Annotated in this window: 14 protein-coding genes; all 14 read left to right on the top strand. The window is 43.5% G+C overall.

Annotated elements, in window-relative coordinates; translation table 11 throughout:
- Positions 1-432 precede the first annotated feature (432 nt).
- Positions 433-882, top strand: a complete 450-nt coding sequence (locus EAE93_RS00830; protein WP_214038871.1) for a phage tail protein — start codon at positions 433-435, stop codon at positions 880-882.
- A 171-nt stretch (positions 883-1,053) separates the two neighbouring features.
- Complete coding sequence (locus EAE93_RS00825; RefSeq protein ID WP_214038870.1) at positions 1,054-2,136, top strand: phage tail sheath family protein; 1,083 nt, start codon at positions 1,054-1,056, stop codon at positions 2,134-2,136.
- A gap of 11 nt (positions 2,137-2,147) precedes the next feature.
- Entirely contained in the window at positions 2,148-3,548 is a 1,401-nt protein-coding gene (locus EAE93_RS00820) for a phage tail sheath family protein (RefSeq protein WP_214038869.1), read from the top strand.
- 54 nt (positions 3,549-3,602) lie between these two features.
- Positions 3,603-4,778, top strand: coding sequence for a phage tail sheath family protein (locus EAE93_RS00815; protein ID WP_214038868.1), 1,176 nt, complete (start codon positions 3,603-3,605; stop codon positions 4,776-4,778).
- Positions 4,779-4,813: 35 nt separating this feature from the next.
- The gene (locus EAE93_RS00810) at positions 4,814-5,272 is read left to right on the top strand and encodes a phage tail protein (protein WP_214038867.1); all 459 of its coding nucleotides are present in this window, start codon (positions 4,814-4,816) and stop codon (positions 5,270-5,272) included.
- Entirely contained in the window at positions 5,269-5,463 is a 195-nt protein-coding gene (locus EAE93_RS00805; protein WP_214038866.1) for a DUF5908 family protein, read from the top strand. Before EAE93_RS00810 ends, EAE93_RS00805 begins: the two co-directional genes overlap by 4 nt.
- The gene (locus EAE93_RS00800) at positions 5,450-6,133 is read left to right on the top strand and encodes a CIS tube protein (RefSeq protein ID WP_040149145.1); all 684 of its coding nucleotides are present in this window, start codon (positions 5,450-5,452) and stop codon (positions 6,131-6,133) included. Before EAE93_RS00805 ends, EAE93_RS00800 begins: the two co-directional genes overlap by 14 nt.
- Entirely contained in the window at positions 6,130-7,731 is a 1,602-nt protein-coding gene (locus EAE93_RS00795) for a phage baseplate assembly protein V (protein ID WP_214038865.1), read from the top strand. The genes EAE93_RS00800 and EAE93_RS00795 overlap by 4 nt, the downstream gene beginning before the upstream one ends.
- Positions 7,732-7,743: 12 nt before the next feature.
- Positions 7,744-8,190: a GPW/gp25 family protein gene (locus tag EAE93_RS00790; RefSeq protein WP_214038864.1), complete on the top strand. Its 447-nt coding sequence runs from the start codon at positions 7,744-7,746 to the stop codon at positions 8,188-8,190.
- Positions 8,187-8,603 (top strand): hypothetical protein, encoded by a 417-nt coding sequence (locus EAE93_RS00785; RefSeq protein WP_214038863.1) that lies wholly within the window; start codon positions 8,187-8,189, stop codon positions 8,601-8,603. The genes EAE93_RS00790 and EAE93_RS00785 overlap by 4 nt, the downstream gene beginning before the upstream one ends.
- An 84-nt stretch (positions 8,604-8,687) precedes the next feature.
- Complete coding sequence (locus EAE93_RS00780) at positions 8,688-11,393, top strand: baseplate J/gp47 family protein (RefSeq protein WP_214038862.1); 2,706 nt, start codon at positions 8,688-8,690, stop codon at positions 11,391-11,393.
- Positions 11,386-14,286: a hypothetical protein gene (locus EAE93_RS00775; RefSeq protein WP_214038861.1), complete on the top strand. Its 2,901-nt coding sequence runs from the start codon at positions 11,386-11,388 to the stop codon at positions 14,284-14,286. Before EAE93_RS00780 ends, EAE93_RS00775 begins: the two co-directional genes overlap by 8 nt.
- Positions 14,287-14,344: 58 nt before the next feature.
- A complete protein-coding gene (locus EAE93_RS00770) occupies positions 14,345-15,649 on the top strand; it encodes a tail fiber protein (protein WP_036806881.1) in 1,305 nt (434 codons plus the stop codon).
- Between the two features lie 62 nt (positions 15,650-15,711).
- Positions 15,712-18,069: a contractile injection system tape measure protein gene (locus EAE93_RS24235; protein ID WP_250150832.1), complete on the top strand. Its 2,358-nt coding sequence runs from the start codon at positions 15,712-15,714 to the stop codon at positions 18,067-18,069.
- The last annotated feature ends 6 nt before the right edge of the window (positions 18,070-18,075 follow it).

The following is an 18,075-nucleotide window of genomic DNA, read 5'->3' as shown; positions in this document are numbered from 1 at the left end:
TCATTTTCATGATTATATTTTTATTCAAAAATTAATTTATCGTTGAAATGATTAAAGAACAAAACTACCAGGCAATGAAAAATCTCATAATCGCGTGATATTATTCAACATAAAAATCACACCTGTTATTTATTTTCATGTTTACAGAAAGCAGTAAATTAACGCTGATACATGAAATCACTAAAACCTGCCACATCAATTAAAAATAAATATCATTATTAATTGATGCTACCGCCTAAAAATTCATTCTCTATAATCACCTCGCTTTATCAAAGGTGATTTAAATAATCATTGAACAAATCCTTTAATACGAATAAAGACCTATGTAAATCAGGTTGTTGCGGTAGCTATACCCAATCGTTAGGTAATAAGGAAAACAAAGTAATAGACGTTTTCCTTATATTTCAAATGTAAACAATCAAGGAAAAAATCATGGCTATAACTCCAGAACAAATTGCTGTTGACTATCCCATTCCTGCTTATCGGTTTGTTGTCTCTATTGGCGATGAGAAAATCCCTTTTAACAATGTTTCCGGACTCGATATCTCTCACGACGTCATCGAATATAAAGATGGTACCGGTAATTACTATAAAATGCCGGGCCAACGTCAATCGATCAATATTACCCTGCGTAAAGGCGTCTTTCCCGGCGATACTAAGCTTTTTGACTGGATTAATGCGATTCAACTTAATCAGGTTGAGAAAAAAGATATCGCAATTAGTCTGACCAACGAAGCCGGCACCGAGATTCTAATGACCTGGAATGTGACAAACGCTTTCCCAACGTCATTCACCTCCCCCTCTTTTGACGCCACCAGCAATGATATTGCCATTCAAGAAATCGCACTGGTCGCGGATCGAGTCACCATTCAGGCACCTTAATAGATCCACAATAACGATCTATCCCGATGTTTATATTAAAGAAAACAATCGTCTGACATAGCCAATTATCCATGCGCTAACACATGATGATCAATATTGGCATGGTTCATCACGACCGAATTCATCATCCTACAGTTCGCGCAAAATATCGCACAATAACTTGGAGGCAATATGCCAATAACCCCAACTTATCCCGGCGTTTATATTGAAGAGGACGCTTCACCGTCCCTTTCTGTTCGTTCCGGTGCAACGGCAGTGCCTGTTTTTGCCGTCGCAAATAATAATTCATTAATATCAAGTAAGCCCTATATTCGCGTCAGTAGCTGGCTGGAGTATTTAACACTAAAAGGTGGACAATTTAATCCTTCCGATAAACTTGATATCGCACTGCGGGCCTATTTTATTAACGGCGGTGGATATGGTTATCTCGTCAAAACGCAAGATTTAGAAAAGCAAGTGCCGGTACTTGATGATGTCACGCTATTGGTTGCCGCCGGAGAAGAGATCACCACCGCCGTCGGAACACTTTGTCAATTAGGCAAAGGATTATTCGCTATTTTTGACGGCCCAAAGGATCAAATAACCTCAACCCAAACACCCGATGATGTACTTAAGCCTTATTCAGCAACTCAATATGGCGCGGTTTATTACCCCTGGCTGACCGCTGCATGGGGAGAAAATAAAGCCTCCATTGATATTCCACCCAGTGCCGTCATGGCCGGTATTTATGCCAGTGTCGATAATAGCCGGGGCGTCTGGCAAGCCCCCGCCAACGTTCCTGTTCAGGGCGGATTACAACCTAAATATCCGATGACCGACGATCTGCAAGGAAAATATAACCAAGGTAAAGCACTGAATATGATCCGTACTTTTCCTAGGATTGGTACGCTGGTCTGGGGAGCAAGAACCCTTGAAGACAGCGATAACTGGCGTTATATCCCGGTTCGTCGCCTGTTTAACAGCGCGGAACGGGACATTAAAAACGCCATGAGTTTCGCGGTGTTCGAGCCTAACAGCCAACCGACTTGGGAAGCTGTACGCAGGGCCATTGATAACTATCTCCATTCCCTCTGGCAGCAAGGCGGATTAATGGGCGACAAAGCCGATCAGGCTTATTTTGTTCAAATCGGTAAAGGCGTCACCATGACTGATGACGATATCAAGCAGGGCAAAATGATCGTCAAAATCGGCATGGCCGCTGTTCGTCCAGCCGAATTCATTATCTTGCAGTTCACGCAGAATATCGCACAATAATTGGAGGCAGCATGCCAACGACACCAACTTATCCTGGCGTCTATATTGAAGAAGATGCGTCATTATCGCTCTCTGTCAGCCACGGGAATACCGCAATACCTGTTTTTATTGGCCGTTTCCAACCTAAAAAAACTAGCTCACCCCTAAAAGCGGTACGTGTTAGTAGCTGGCTGGATTTTACCAATCTATTTAATGTCGGTTGTATTACGTCAATCGCCATCACATCGACTAAACCAACGCCAACACCACCGCCTCCCACTCCGCCTTCCGAGAAAGTTGCAGGCGATGCAGCAGTTGTTGCTACAACCGATATCTCTCTTAGCGCAAATGATACAGGCTCCGGTTACACTTACGCTGTGACTGTCGGTACCTACACAACAAGTAGTGACGCGGTAAAACTTTATTTTCAAAATGGCGGTGGACCTTGTTATATCCTGCCGGTTGCTAATCCCCAAGATGCTACCGCTTCGGCATTAATCCCCGAATTAATTGAGCAAGCTCTGGAGATTACTTTAATCGTCTGCCCGGAACAGGATTCTTCTTACCAGAGCGCGATATACAACAGCTTAACCCCCGCATTATTGAATGCCGGCTATTTTCTGATCGCTGACAGCCAAACTAAAACCAGCATACCTGGCGTTAATGTGCAATCGCAAACCGCAACTTACTATCCAGCGGTGAAAGTCTCACAACTTATGCAAGCGGAAGATAGTGCTATAGCTGTTTCAGGTTATGAAGATGCGGAAACAAAACTCGATGCAATCACCAATCTGGCGCAACTCAAACAGAAAAATCTAGCTGTCTACCAACAAGCTACTCAAACAATACAGAACAAAATAGCCGCCAACGGCAACGTCATTCCTGCCAGTGCAGTAATGGCGGGCGTGTATTGTGCCACTGACGCCAGCCGTGGTGTCTGGAAAGCCCCGGCGAATGCCGTGCTAAGCGGTATCAATGATGTCACTGAACGACTCAATGACGATGAACAAGGCACCATGAATCAACAGGGCATCAATGCTATTCGCTATTTCAATGGGCGGGGCTTTGTGGTGTGGGGCGCACGTACTCTGCAAAATGATGACAACTGGCGCTATATTCCGGTTCGACGTCTGTTTAACAGCGCAGAGCGGGATATCAAGCAAGCCATGCGCACCGCTGTTTTTGAACCCAATAGCCAACCTACTTGGGAGCGAGTGAAGTCAGCCATTGACAATTATCTCTATTCCTTATGGCAACAAGGGGCATTAGCGGGAAATAAACCTCAGGAAGCTTATTTTGTTCAGATTGGTAAAGGTATCACCATGTCTGACGACGACATTAAACAAGGGAAAATGATTGTCAAAGTGGGCATGGCCGCGGTACGTCCGGCTGAATTTATTATCCTTCAGTTTTCACAACATGTAGCACAGTAATCGTACTGAGACGCGGTTAAACACCGCGTCTATTCAGTCGCTAAGGAGACGATAATGGAGATAACACAGCCGAGCGTCACCGTCACAGAAAACCTGATATCCCCAAAACAGGATGACACGTTTATCGGTATACCGGTTTTTATTGGTTACACCTCATCGCCAGTCAATAAAATCGCTATCAAGCTCCACAGCCTGGCCGATTTTACCCGGTCATTTCCTGAGTCAGGATTAATGTACTATTCCGTGCGCCATTTCTTTGAAAACGGCGGCCAGCAAGCTTATGTGCTGTCACTGGGTACGGAGAAGCCATCAAGCGATTTTTCGTCATTGATCACCGCGCTGCAACAAACGTGGCTGACACAAACGATTTCCGCAGAGAACGATATTACTCTGATTATCACCCCGGATGTTATCCGCTTTAATCAGACAGAGGTTTCCTATACTCAAAGAGATCTTTGGTTACAATTTTGGCAATCGGCGCTCAATCTTTGCAAAAGCCGACGCGGTATCATGGGATTATTGGATGCCCCAGACAATCCCACATTAGCCGCTGAGTGTTTAAAACGGTTCTCTTCCGCTGATCGACAATGGGGCGCCGTATACTGGCCGCTGCTGAAAAGCGCCTATCAGGATAACGCGCAAAACCCTATCGTACTTTCACCCACCGCCGCAGTGGCGGCCGTCATCCAGCGTAACGATAACCAACAAGGCGTATGGACCGCGCCGGCCAACATTGCCTTAGCCAAAGTGATTAGCCCGGTCCACTCTTATATTGAAGCGAATACGCTCTTTAACCCGGATGGCGCCTCGCTGAATCTGGTGCGCAGCTTTCCCGGCAAAGGTATTAGGATCTGGGGATGCCGAACGTTGGAAAATACGCCCGGTTCACTCTGGCGTTATATCCAAATCCGCCGTCTGGTTTCTTATATCGAAGCCCATATGACCCAACTAGGTCGCGCCTTTGTCTTTGAGCCTAATAACGCTATCACTTGGATGAAACTTAAAGGACAAGCCCACAACTGGTTGCGTCAATTATGGTTAAACGGCGGGCTACGAGGCACCCAAGAAGATCAGGCGTTTGAGGTGTTATTGGGTGTGGGTGAATCGATGAGTGAAGCCGATATACGGGCCGGAAAAATGATCATGAAAATCAGCCTCGCAGTCTTAATTCCGGCTGAATTTATTGAGCTAAGCCTGACGTTCGATACCCGTACCGGTACCACCCGCTAAGTTAAACAGAAGCAAAAGTTAAACAGAGGCAAAATATGAACAACCTCTACACCCCGGCAGTGTCACACCGTTTTATCGCCAGTTTTCTTTTTAACAACATTCCCAGCCCACTGGATATCGCCTTTCAACGGATATCGGGCCTGAGCCGCGAGCTGCAAACCACCCAACACAGCCAGGGCGGGGAAAATGCCAGAAATACCTGGCTGGCCGAAAAAATCCAACATGGCAGTCTGATGTTGGAGCGTGGCGTGATGACCGTGACACCACTCACGCGGGTGTTTGATCGCGTCCTGCGTGGCGAAAAAGCGGTCTATGCCGATGTCGTGATTATGTTACTGAATGAAAATTCGTTACCCGTGGCAAGCTGGACATTAAGCAACGCGCTACCGGTACGCTGGTCCACCGGCGACTTTGACGCCAATAGCAACACCGTTTTAGTGAACTCGCTGGAGTTGCGTTATCAAGATATGCGCTGGTTAGGAGTAAAAGTATGACCGTCGAAATTAAGGAGCTGATTATTCGGGCTAAAGTGACTGATTCCGAGAGTAATCCCATCACACGCAATCCCATCACACCACCGACATTAGCCCAAGAGACGCTGGATAACGCCCGCCTGATCGAAATCGTCAAACGGGAAGTGTTAGAGGCGTTGCGTGAAACCGGAGGCTATTATGAGCTTAATTGAACGCAGCCTGTCCAAACTCACCCTGACCGCCTTTAAAGACCGGGAAGGGAAAATCTCCGTCGGCAGCTTACAGGCCATGTATAACCCTGATGGGATTCAGCTCGATTATCAAACCCGCTATCAACAGGACGAAAGCGTTAACAACGCCAGCCAAAGCAGCCGCTACGTGCTATCACAACCCGCCGGTTTAACGTTAGTTCTGCTATTTGACGCCACTATGCCGGGCAACAACATTCCGGTAGAAACCCAACTCGCAACCTTGAAAGCCCTGTGTACGGTGGATGCCAGCACCAGCGTACCCCACTTCCTCAAAATCAAATGGGGCAAAATGCGTTGGGAAAACAAAGGTTATTTCGCTTGCCGGGCTAGTGATCTTACCATCAATTACACCCTGTTTGACCGGGACGCCACCCCGCTGCGAGCCAGCGCCACTTTATCGCTGATCGCGGACGAAAGCTTTGTTATTCAAGCCACTGAACAGCAGTTAAAATCACCGCCGATCACCGCAGTCAGCGTCACCGATATGCTCTCGCTGCCGTTAATCGCCTTAGGCGCCGGGGCTTCTCTGGCAGGCGGCATTGATTACCTCACCCTTGCCTGGCAAAACAATCTGGATAATCTTGATGATTTCACCCCGGGGCAAACGCTACAGGCACAGGGGGACGCATGAAGATACCGGCGATAGACGTTAAAATAGCGGGAAAAACCCTTAACCAGTTTTCTGTCATTAGTCTGACCGTCAACCATCAAATCAACGGTATTCCCACCGCCAAGATCACCCTTAACGTAGCCGGTGACGCTAACGCGATTTTCACCGCTAAAGCGCAAGCTGAACTCACCAGCTGTCGGCCAAATCAAGAACTGATCGTGAGAGTGCAAAAAACCGTGTTGTTTAAGGGGATCATTGTTCGGCAAGCGCTTAAGTTCAAAGGTCAGGACAGTCTGGTTACTCTAACGGCGAAACATCCACTGCAAAAACTCACTGACAATTTCCATTCACAGCTATTCAGCCAACAAAGTGATGAAGCCATTATCAGAAAACTATTCAGTCAGGCAGGAATACCCGTCACGATAAAACAAGCGCCTCAGCTTAAAACTGAGCATGAGCAAATGGTCCAGTTTCGCTGCCATGACTGGAAATTCTTAAAAAGCCGACTGGCCGCCACCAATATCTGGTTATTACCCGGTAACGAAACGGTCACGCTGGCGACGCCGGAATCACTTAATCAGTCAACGGTGCACACGATTAAACAACGTGCCGGCGATCAAGGCATTGTTCTGTTTGAGGCAGATCTGCAATGGGATAACCGGCACAACCCCAAAACAGTGAGCGTACAATCCTGGAATATCGCACAACAAAAACTGTCTCAGGCCACTCAGGCAAAAAACAGTCGGCTTGGCAGTAGTCAACTCGCGCCAGACAGTTTGGCAACTTTGACCGATCAGACATGGCAATGGGTTTTCAGTTATCCGCAAGATAATGAACAAGCCAAATACCTTGCGCAAGGCATCCTGAATAACCTGCGCAGTGATAACGTCTCCGGCAATGTTGAAGTTGCAGGGAATAGCCGCTATCAACCGGGGGATGTTCTGGCGTTAAGCGGCTTTGGTCAGGGAATGGATGGCAAAGGCGTTATCACCGGCGTCAGTCAGACCATCAATCAACGGCAAGGTTGGCGTACCCGGTTAACTCTGGGTTTGTTGCCGGAGACAGAACCGGCGGTCCCGCAGGTTAAAGAGCTGCATGTAGGGATTGTGGAGAAATACCAACAGGACAAACAGTCACTAGACAGAATTCCGGTCAGGATACCGGCGTTGAATTTAACCAACAGCGCACTTTTCGCCCGACTGGGTAAACCTTACGCCAGTCATGAAAGCGGGTTCTGTTTCTACCCGGAACCGGGGGATGAAGTGATTATCGGTTTCTTTGAATGCGATCCCCGCTTCCCGGTGATATTAGGCGCTATGCACAACCCGAAAAATAAAACACCAATAGAACCCAGTGAGAAAAACCCAATAAAAACCTTGGTCATTAAACAAGGGGATAATCAGCAAGAACTAATATTCAATCATCAAGATAAAATTGCCGCTCTTAGTAGCGGGAAACATTCATTATCTCTGCAACAGGATAAAGATATCACGCTAGATTCGGCCAAGAATATTATCACCAAAGGTCAGGAAATTAACCTACAGGCGGAAAAATCCCTGTCAGCCACAGGAAAGTCCGGCGTCGATATTAAAGGTGCGAAAATTAACTTAACACAATAATAGGACAGCAAAATGACAGACAACATATTAGCCGATATTTATGGCCGGGGTTGGGCTTTTCCGCTACAATTTTCTATCCAAGATAATGCGCACTCAGAAATATCCACCGGTGTCCAAATGGCGGCAGGTGCGGAAAATGTTCGCCAAAGCATGAAAATTCTTTTTCTCACTGAACCCGGCGAACGGATTATGCGTGAAGATTACGGTTGTGGTCTGAATGATTATCTGTTTGCCAATATCAATGATGCACTGATAGCAGAAATCCAAACCCGAATTGAAGAACGGGTATTGCGTTATGAACCACGCGCGGAAATCACGATAATCCAGGTCAATCAGAGAACGGACTTGCCCAACACCCTGCATGTTCAGGTGACTTACGCCCTGAGAGGCAGCGAAATCAACCAACAAATTGATGGCATCCTTGAAGTCAGCGAAGGCCAGGTGTGGGTGCATCTATGAGTAAGCAACTAGTGGTGGATGGCGACAATCTGCTATTTGAACCGTTATTCGGCAACCGGCAAGTCACCTTTCTAGGGCCGGCGACCATCAGAGGCAGCGGGCACGCCCAGATCCAAGGCAAAAAGATCGCCATTGTGGGTGACGAAAAAAAGGTCCAATTTCAGGCGCAATATATTACCCCTAGCCACCCGATACCCGGTATGGGAATGGTCACCATTGCTCAATTGGATGCCAGCCAGCAGGCAAACTTTTGTCGCAGCACCGCCACAGTGATTATTGTCGGACAGCAATTTACCGCCCGTTTCATGCCGACACAACCGGCGAATAATCCATCGAGCGGCCCGGATGTGACAACGCCGAGTATGGGAAAAGGCCGTTTTATCGCCAGCCAATATAGCGTCACTGCCGGATAAATCCTCCCTTCAACCTTATTTCTAAATAACCATGATCTCCTGAAAATTGATCAGGAATATATTCAAATAATAGGTGGTGTCAATATGGGACAGGCCGAGTTAGATAATAAACTCTCCGCTATTGTGCCAAATACTGCGTTTAAACTTGATGAAAGAAGTACATTGGATATTTTAAACTGGCTTAAAAAGTACGCCGCAATCATCCCTTTCGATCAAGATAAAAAACAGTTCTGGGACAGTTTCTACTTTATTCAAAAAAATAGTCCTCAACAATTAGCCAATATTTACCAACAAGTTAATCAAGCCAACGGCCTTTTACCGCCACATCAGGCTTTTATATTGGCTCTTTTAAAACTACTGGAAACAACCAAACGCTTATTAAACACCTTCCCGGCACGACACCGTGATCTTTATTATCGAGAATTACTGGGACTGAATCCTAAAAACGCCCAAGCGGATAGTGTCGCCATCAGCGTTGTCCTGAATACGGATAACGAGGAGTTTCTGGTAGCACAAGGCACACTGTTTGATGCCGGGCAAGATAGCGCAGGCAATTCGTTACAGTATGCGTCAGACACGGATTTATTGGCGAATCAAGGGGCGCTGACCGACCTGCGTTGGTATCGGAAAGACGGCAACAATGGCTGGCAATCGGCAATCCCTTTTAATCTTTCGGATAACATTGCATTACCTGAAAATGGTATCCGACTTTTTAGCCCGACAGCTAATGATGTGTCGGTGCTATCCGGTTATCTGATTACCTCCTCTTTATTTGCGATGTCCGCCGGAGAACGCCACATTACATTGACGCTGGAAAATGATTGGGAAGGTCAAGCGGAACATCTCACCGCTAAAATCAGTACAGAAGATCACTGGTTATCGTTGTCGGTAAAACTTATCGACAAAAAGAATATTGAACTGGGATTATCATCCACCGCTGATCCTACCAGCCCGCCAGATAACCTTGACGGCATGACATTCGACGTACCGGTATTAACATTAGGCACGACTCAAAAACCCACTTTGCCCAAAATTACCGGGATTGCAATCAACATTAACGGCAACCGTAGTGTGCGCTATGCCTCTGACGGCGGAACTGAACAAACCGATAAAACCAGTTTCCCCTTTGGTCAATTTCCATCGTTGGGTTCCGGTTTTAATCTGGTTGCCCCTGAATGGTATGGTTCTGAAAACGCGACGCTTACCCTGATTCCTCAATGGGTTGGCTTGCCGACAAAGAGTTTTAAAACCTCGTATAAAGGGTACACCCCTGAACCGGATAATAGCGCGTTTAAAGTACAGGGTTATTTAATCACGCCTCAGGAAAGAAAAAAACTCACGGGAACCCCATCGTTATTTGGCGGAACCGATGCGCCACAAGGACAAAGCCTGAGTTTTACCTTACCGACAATGGACTACTCTGTTACTGATAGCCCATCACCTAATGACTGGCCCGCGTCAGTGCGCATAGAATTGGCTGAACAGGATTTTATGCACACCCAATACTGGCAAGATCCGACCGGTAAAAATTTACCCTACACCCCACAAATCAGCGCATTGCAAATCACATTCAGCGCTAAAGTAAAAACCGAGCAATACACCATTTATCCTCTCACGCCTTTCGGTTGGGGAAACGCGAACGCTGAAACGCCTTCATTCGCCAATGACGCACTCTATTTGGGTTTCACTAACGTGTCACCAGGACAAACCTTATCCCTATACTGGCAACTGGTCGGTATTCAGCAACTTACGCTATTTTGGTCCTATCTGAATCAACAAAACACCTGGCAGCCATTAAATCAACTGGTCCACGACCAAACTCACAACCTGTTTGACCGGGGAATATGGAGTACGTTATTGCCACAAGACGCGTCAAATCAGGCAGCCTTAATGCCGTCAGGACGATACTGGTTGAAAGCCGAGATCACTCAACAGACCGCCCCTGAGAATTACCCAAAAATGCAAGGCATACTGTATAACGCCGCCACTGCTACATTAGTCAACCCAGAAACTGTTGAAAATGATCACTTTATCAATGGATTAGCCGCCGATAGCATCAAGCAAACCGTCAGCGCGTCCGACGCCATTAGCCGTGTGACACAACCCTGGGCATCCTGGAACGGTCATCCGAAAGAAACAGAATCCGCTTTTCTCACGCGAATTCCTCCCCGGTTATCCCATCGTAACCGTGCTTTAAGTTGGGATAATATCGTTACGCTACTGAAAGAGAATCTTATCAGTATATTTGATGTCAAATACCCTTCCGCCAATGAATTAACCAAAATCCCGGCGCCGGAAACGCAACAACTGACGGTGATCCCTAACAGTCGTTACAAAGATAACGACGATGCGCTGCGCCCGATCCTGAATCCGGCCCGACTGGCGGAAATGGCCGATTGGATAAGCCAGTTAAGCAGCCCTTGGACCACTCTCAAAATCGACAATCCCAAATACGTTGACGTGCTGATCAGCTATCAACTGGTATTTGTCGCAGGGGTTAATCCCGACTACGGTCGTCATCAGTTACAGCAGGAACTCAGCCGAAAATATATGCCGTGGGCAGAAGATAGCGCAATCGGCGTCACAACCGGTAACCGCATTGATTACTACCCGTTATTAGCCACCATTCAGCAGTCACCTTTAGTTGAACGAGTCACCAACTTAACGTTGAAAAAATCGCCCCAAACCGCAGAAGCAGTCGGTGACAGCGTAGAGGCTGCTGATAATGAAGTACTGATTTTAGTTTGGTCAGAAAAGAGTTCCGCTAATAAAGGAGCAAACAATGGATAATCAGGATGCCCTGTTTCCCACCGTTAAAGACGATATCGCCTTTGAAACCTTACTCACTCAAGCCAAGACGGTAGTTGAGCAACAGTCTGGGCAACTCTGGAGCAATACAGCAGAAAATGATCCCGGTATTACCTTATTAGAAGCCGGTTGTTACGGTGCATCTGATCTGGCCTATCGTCATTCGCTACCCCTGCGCGATCTGCTTACCCCCGAAAAGCAAGAACAGACATCGAACGATGGCATTTTTCCACAAGAATTCGGCCCACAACAAATGCTGACCTGCGGCCCCATTACCGCGGAAGATTATCGCCGGGCCTTACTGGATTTACATAGCAGCAATAATATTAACGACAAAAGTGAAGGTTATTTTTTCTTTAACGATGTGCAGCTAGTTCGTGAACCTGAAAGTGAACGTTATCAGTACTGGTATAACAAACAGAAACGTGAATACAGTTTCATTCAGACGCCAGATAGCCAACAGTTAACCCTGAGAGGCAATTACTGGCTTTATCTACTCCCTAGCCGGGAAACTGAGGCCGATAAGGTACTGGCACAACAGAGTCTGGCGGCTTTCTTAAAAAATAACCGTAACCTAGGGGAATCCGTCAGTAAAATTATCTGGCTACAACCGACGGATTTCTTATTGCAGCTTGATATTGAGCTGGATGATGATGTGAGAGATATTGCTGACATCTTCGCCAAAGTCTATATGACAACCGCACAGATGATACTGGCAACACCGTTACGTTATACCACTCAGGCCATGAAAGAATTAGGCTACAGTAATGAAGAAATATTCGCGGGACCTTATTTACATCACGGCTGGATACCCGAATTACCGGCGGCCAAAGATTACACCAAGCCGACAGAATTAAAACTCAGCCATTTGGCTAATCGCTTATTGGCTATCCCCGGGGTACAAAGTATTACCCAATTAGCATTAGGCAAACACGATGAAAATATTTCTCCGTTGGCGGACGATAATTGGTCTTGGACAATCGCTCAAAGATATTATCCCAGGCTATGGGGTAACGATCCCTTAGGCTTAATTTCCTCACCAGCAAGCCCGCTCACTATTACCGCCAAAGGTGGAGTAAAAGTCGCCGTTTCTAAACAAGATATAGCGAGCAAGGTTATTACTGAGCCATTGATTGAGACACAGCCCGAATTATTAAACTGGGGCAAACATCGTAAAGTTCTGGACTACTATCCAGTCAGCAATAAATTACCCGCCTGCTATGGATTACAGACCTATGCGGAAACTCAACAGCAAGTACACTTGCACCAATTTATGCTGCCTTTTGAACAGATGCTGGCTAACGGCTGCGCCGAACTCGCTATTTTGCCAAAATTGTTAGCCTTTAAACAACGGGGAAATGCGGTATATGGTACACAATGGCCTTTTAAAGCTAATACTATCGGTCAGAAAGTCCATCAGGAGATCATGCCCAATTTAATCAAACAACTAAATAATGATTCCCAAATTAATAATGATGACGGTATCCATCGACAAAATTATGCAAAAGAATTATCAATCCTGAATTATTTATTGGAATATTTTGGCACCCATCGTGCGGCCAGACCACTCACTCTGGATTCATTGGATTTTCTCTTTACTCAGCGCGGCTATTTGGCGCAACAACCTGAATTAACCTATCAGCGTAATAATATTCGTGTTGATAAAGTATCCGCGCTGCAAAAACGGATTGCCGCCCGCATTGGCTTAGGAGGAGAATGTTTTAAAGACAACCCCAACTTAGCTAATTTGCCTTTCTATCTGATTGAACATCGTCAGCTATTACCGGTAAAACCTGACAAAAAGTTCGATAGCGAGCAAAAGCCCGATAACCTGGAAATAAAAAGTGATCCCAATGTCAAAAATCATCAATTAATCATTACCCAGAAAGGAACGGCAGACCAATTATTGCACGGGCAGGTCATTAATCTGATTATTATTGAGGGAGACAGGAAATTCATATTACGAGGCCAAATGATCACCGATATTACAGGAGAAGCCTTCTCTCTTAACACCCGTAATAGCACCGATCTAGAGCGCAATTTAAACCGCGTGGAACAAGTGTTTAAGCAAGGTAATTTACGCTGGTGTAATAGCCCGGTATGGATGGAGGATATGGATTACCAACTGGTTTATGCCAGTGACACATATCAAACGGGAACAGAAGATAAACGTTGGATCACCTCCAGCACCCAAAGCCCCTTCCCTGCGATGCTCGAAGTGAATGATGAAATTACGCTGAAATATGTCATTACCCCCTATGGGCCAGCGACAAAAATATTAGCTAATAGTGATTCGCCTACCGATTATGAACTTAAAGCACAAGTTGTGGAATTTGATCGCATTAAAGGTCGGATATTAATTAAAAAAATATCGGGCCAACAATATAATTTTCCAAAACCAGAAGACGCATGGCGCTACCATTGGTATTTTTCCAATGACAAATATGCCCTGGCTGACCGCTTTTCATTTATGGTCAGTGTGGTAATTAATCGTCAACTTATTGAGAATGATAAAGTCGATCCTTATAAACTGGAGGCGTGGGTAAAAACGGAAATCTTAGCTGAATTCCCGGCACATCTTTCCATGATTTTCCACTGGCTATCGCCAGAACATTTTAAGAATTTTGCCAGTACTTACAAGCGTTGGCAGAACAATGGCGCACCTCTGGGTGATGAAGCGTATAATATTTTAGAAACATTAACGTTAGGGCGTTTACCTTCAGAGGCAACCGGTACGGGTAATATGCGAATCGCCACCGAACAGCAACGCAAAGAGGTTATTGGCGACTCTGGAACCGAATGGAACGAAAAGGTAATAGAAGATAATCAGTTATTATATGTACCTAAAATTCAAGCTAATATTCAATCTAAATAAAAATAGTTGCAGAAATTAATATCGCACTATAAAAAAACCTCAATATAAGGTCACTAAAATGGAAAAAGAATATAATCTATCTACTGCGCAATCCAATACAGAAAATGCCAATCCTGAATCAATAGGGCCTTCATCAGATGAATTAAAAAATCGTTTTAAAGCGGGCAGTATTCCCCTGCAAACTGATTATTCAGACCTGATTGATATTGCTGATATCGGTCGCCGAGCAGTGGGCAAAGCACCAGATCAAACTAACAATCCAAATTCAGCGTTGGAACTGGATAATAGTTCTGGGCTGAAAGTAAAAACTAACCCTACCGGCGGTATTTCTATTGATTCAAGCGGCATAGCCGTTAAATGTTGGCCGAGCGGTGGTATCACAGTCACTGACGGTTCTGGTCTTTATTTAAAATTAGTGGGGGGTAATTCCGGTAATGGTTGGAGTGGTGTAAGTGGATTGGGCCTGAGTTCAGACGGTGTAAAAGTTAAAGCAAGTAACGGTATTAACGTTGATAGTAATGGCGTCGCTGTAAAAACCTCAAATAGCACAATTAAAGTCGAACCTACAGGGATATCAGTAAAACTTGGTTGGGGAGTAGAAGAAGGTGATGGATTAAATGCTAAGGGTGCCTCTGGCATTCACGTTGATTGGAAGGGTATACATGTAACTCCGGATACTACTACTGGTATTATGGTAACGGAAGAAAAAGGAGTGGGTATTTATTTCGGCGATGGACTGCAATGTGATCCTCCAAGCTATAGATTTCGTGTTAAAGCCGGTAACGGTATTAAGGTTGATGACAAAGGTGTCAGTATTGATCCTGACAAAGTACTCCCCAGAGGAATGATCGTGATGTTTTCTGGCTCTGTAGTACCGCAAGGTTGGGCATTTTGTGATGGTACTAACGGTACTCCAGATTTACGCGATAGATTTGTTTCAGGCGCCTGGAAACTAAGTGATGCAGGTAATACAAACGATAAACGCATTACTGGAGATAATAAGAATAAAGCATTTAATGCCCAAACCACTGCGGACAAAACTAATCTAAGTGTTAATGTCCAAGACACAACATTAACTATAGATCAAATACCATCACATAGTCATATCGAAGGGATGAGAATGCAAATAACACAAGCAGCAGAGTATGGACTTGTTACCCAAAAGGCTAATCAGTTAAATAGATATAATCTAAATAATCAAATTATTCACGACTCGAACGAAGATTATAGCTTACATAAAACAAACGAAATAGGTGGCGGAAAAGCACACAATCACCAAACGTCAGTTAATGAAACAGCTCATCAGCATACAGTAAGTGTGAGTCCTCCTTATTATATTCTGGCATTTATTATGAAAATTTAATTCCTTCCATAAATACAGCTTTAAATTATCTATTATTTTCTAATTACCAAGGATATATTGATATGATTTCGGAGCCAAATCTGTTAAACCGGATTACCATTACTATTGAGGCTAATAATCAACAGGTAGCTAGAAAAGTATTGCATGGCTCCCTGCTTAATCAGGCTGATATCAATAAGTTATTTAATACATTCTTTACTCAATATCCCATTAATCAGGATATCTATTTAGAAACATTAACTCTGGACCTTGGCGAAATAAGTTTACATAACTTTAATTCACTGTTCCCTGTACGGCTTAACACTGCGCTAAATAAAGCATTAAGCCAATATCAAATTAATCATCAGGAGAAAAGACAATCAAAACTACAGGAAATAACCAACAAACCTTCTTTATTATACGATAATAATTCAATTAATATTGAAGATTTCATTCATTACTTAAATCAAAAAAATTCCGCATTCAATTCAATAGAGATTAAAACTCATCATCAAAATATTGACACCAATATTCGGCAATTAATTAATCAATTAGCTGGAATAGAAGATAAATGGGTTTTGTTTTTAGCAAAAAGCTGTTTATCTGAACCAAGTCTACAACGGTTATTAATGCTCAAACAACCCACTTTATTAAGCGCTATTAACCACAGACTATCCGCAAGGATAAACAGATCACAATATTTGGGGGAGCCTGTCTCCCCCGGACAACTGATACTCAATGCATTACAATATATACAGCTAAATAATACACAGGAGATACCTAAACTGGATGCCAAAGTGCTATTACATATCACCACTGAATTAGATAGTGGTATACTTAATGCAACATCTATTATTACGTTATTTCGCCAAATTATCACTTACAATACTCCATTAAATAGTTGGTTAAAACAGATCTGGCAAACTATTACTGTTGCAAAACTCAGTAAAAAACATCTATCAGCTAAAGAATATCAATATTTATCCGAGCGTTTTATTTCAAATCATATGAATAAAGATATACTCAGTGAAAATTTAATTTTCATTAATCATAACAATATCAACGTTCAGGAAGATAAATATTTACCTGAGCATTTTATTTCAAATCATACAGATAAAGATATACTTGGTAGAAAATCAATTATTACTAATCATAACAATGTTAATATTCAGGAAAATCAATATTTATCTGACCATTCTATTTCAAATTATATGGATAAAAATAGACTTAGTAAAAAATCAATTATTACCAATCATAACAATATTAATCCTCAGGAAGAGCAATATTTATCTGGGCATTATTCTTCAAATCATACGAATAAAGATACACTCGGTAAAAAATCAGTTATTACTAATCATGACAACATTAATACTCAGGAAGAGCAATATTTACTTGAACATTTTATTTCAAATCATATAGATAAAGATAGAGTCGGTGAAAAATTAATTATTACTAATCATGACAATATTAATCCTCAGGAAAATCAATATTTACCTGAGAATTTTATTTCAAATCATATGCATAAAGATATACTCGATAAAAAATCAATTGCTACTAATCGTGACAATATTAATGCTCAGGAAAATCAATATTTACCTGAGGATTTTATTTCAAATCATATGCATAAAGATATACTCGATAAAAAATCAATTGCTACCAATCATGACAACATCAATGTTAAGGAAGATCAATATACTCCAAAACATTTTATTTCAGGCCATGCAGATAGAAATAAATCCAGCAAGAAATTAACCGCTATTCACGTTGATATTAAAAATGTTCATAGATATGAATATTCAACAAATCAGGAAGTAATATCCAAAAACCAGAGAATATCACCAATATCGAATAACCGACATATTACAGGAAATAACGCTAACCAATTACAGAATATCAATAAAACACATTCTGAATCAGTTTTATTGCCTAAACAAACTCTTCAATATCAGGTAAATAATGCTGGAATATTAGTTTTATGGCCGATGCTACCCGCATTATTTAATCAATTTGGCCTACTTGATGATAAAATATTTATTCATCGTCAAGCACAATTCAGCGCAGTTAATTTCCTCAACTATCTGATTTGGGGAAACGAAGAAATACAGATAGAACTAAATATATTGAATAACGTTCTGTGCGGATTAATGGTTAACGAACCTATTGAATTAGCGCCTGTTGAACCAGAAAAACAGTTGATAATAGATCAATGGTTAGACGCAATTATCAGCCAACTTCCCGGCTGGAAAAAATTAACCCGTAATGACGCTCGCCAACTGTTTTTACAACGACCAGGTGAATTGCTGATCAGTGATCAGGAAATCAACATCACAGTAGAGCATCAGCCATTTGATGTGCTATTAACCGATTGGCCGTGGCCATTAAATATCGCCAAGCTTCCCTGGCTGGATCACCCTTTAAAGATTGACTGGAAAAATATTTAGAAGGTT

The sequence above is a fragment of the Photorhabdus akhurstii genome (assembly GCF_018448925.1).
In the GTDB taxonomy this organism is placed as follows: Bacteria; Pseudomonadota; Gammaproteobacteria; order Enterobacterales; family Enterobacteriaceae; genus Photorhabdus; species Photorhabdus akhurstii.
This window is presented reverse-complemented; position numbering and strand designations above follow the sequence as displayed.

Bases quoted from the DNA above. Each gene is read 5' to 3' on its own strand.
- EAE93_RS00820 (WP_214038869.1), top strand. From the start codon at position 2,148: ATGCCAACGACACCAACTTATCCTGGCGTCTATATTGAAGAAGATGCG.
- EAE93_RS00770 (WP_036806881.1), top strand. From the start codon at position 14,345: ATGGAAAAAGAATATAATCTATCTACTGCGCAATCCAATACAGAAAAT.
- EAE93_RS00815 (WP_214038868.1), top strand. From the start codon at position 3,603: ATGGAGATAACACAGCCGAGCGTCACCGTCACAGAAAACCTGATATCC.
- EAE93_RS00785 (WP_214038863.1), top strand. From the start codon at position 8,187: ATGAGTAAGCAACTAGTGGTGGATGGCGACAATCTGCTATTTGAACCG.
- EAE93_RS00805 (WP_214038866.1), top strand. From the start codon at position 5,269: ATGACCGTCGAAATTAAGGAGCTGATTATTCGGGCTAAAGTGACTGAT.
- EAE93_RS00780 (WP_214038862.1), top strand. From the start codon at position 8,688: ATGGGACAGGCCGAGTTAGATAATAAACTCTCCGCTATTGTGCCAAAT.
- EAE93_RS00795 (WP_214038865.1), top strand. From the start codon at position 6,130: ATGAAGATACCGGCGATAGACGTTAAAATAGCGGGAAAAACCCTTAAC.
- EAE93_RS00825 (WP_214038870.1), top strand. From the start codon at position 1,054: ATGCCAATAACCCCAACTTATCCCGGCGTTTATATTGAAGAGGACGCT.
- EAE93_RS00790 (WP_214038864.1), top strand. From the start codon at position 7,744: ATGACAGACAACATATTAGCCGATATTTATGGCCGGGGTTGGGCTTTT.
- EAE93_RS24235 (WP_250150832.1), top strand. From the start codon at position 15,712: ATGATTTCGGAGCCAAATCTGTTAAACCGGATTACCATTACTATTGAG.
- EAE93_RS00775 (WP_214038861.1), top strand. From the start codon at position 11,386: ATGGATAATCAGGATGCCCTGTTTCCCACCGTTAAAGACGATATCGCC.
- EAE93_RS00830 (WP_214038871.1), top strand. From the start codon at position 433: ATGGCTATAACTCCAGAACAAATTGCTGTTGACTATCCCATTCCTGCT.
- EAE93_RS00810 (WP_214038867.1), top strand. From the start codon at position 4,814: ATGAACAACCTCTACACCCCGGCAGTGTCACACCGTTTTATCGCCAGT.
- EAE93_RS00800 (WP_040149145.1), top strand. From the start codon at position 5,450: ATGAGCTTAATTGAACGCAGCCTGTCCAAACTCACCCTGACCGCCTTT.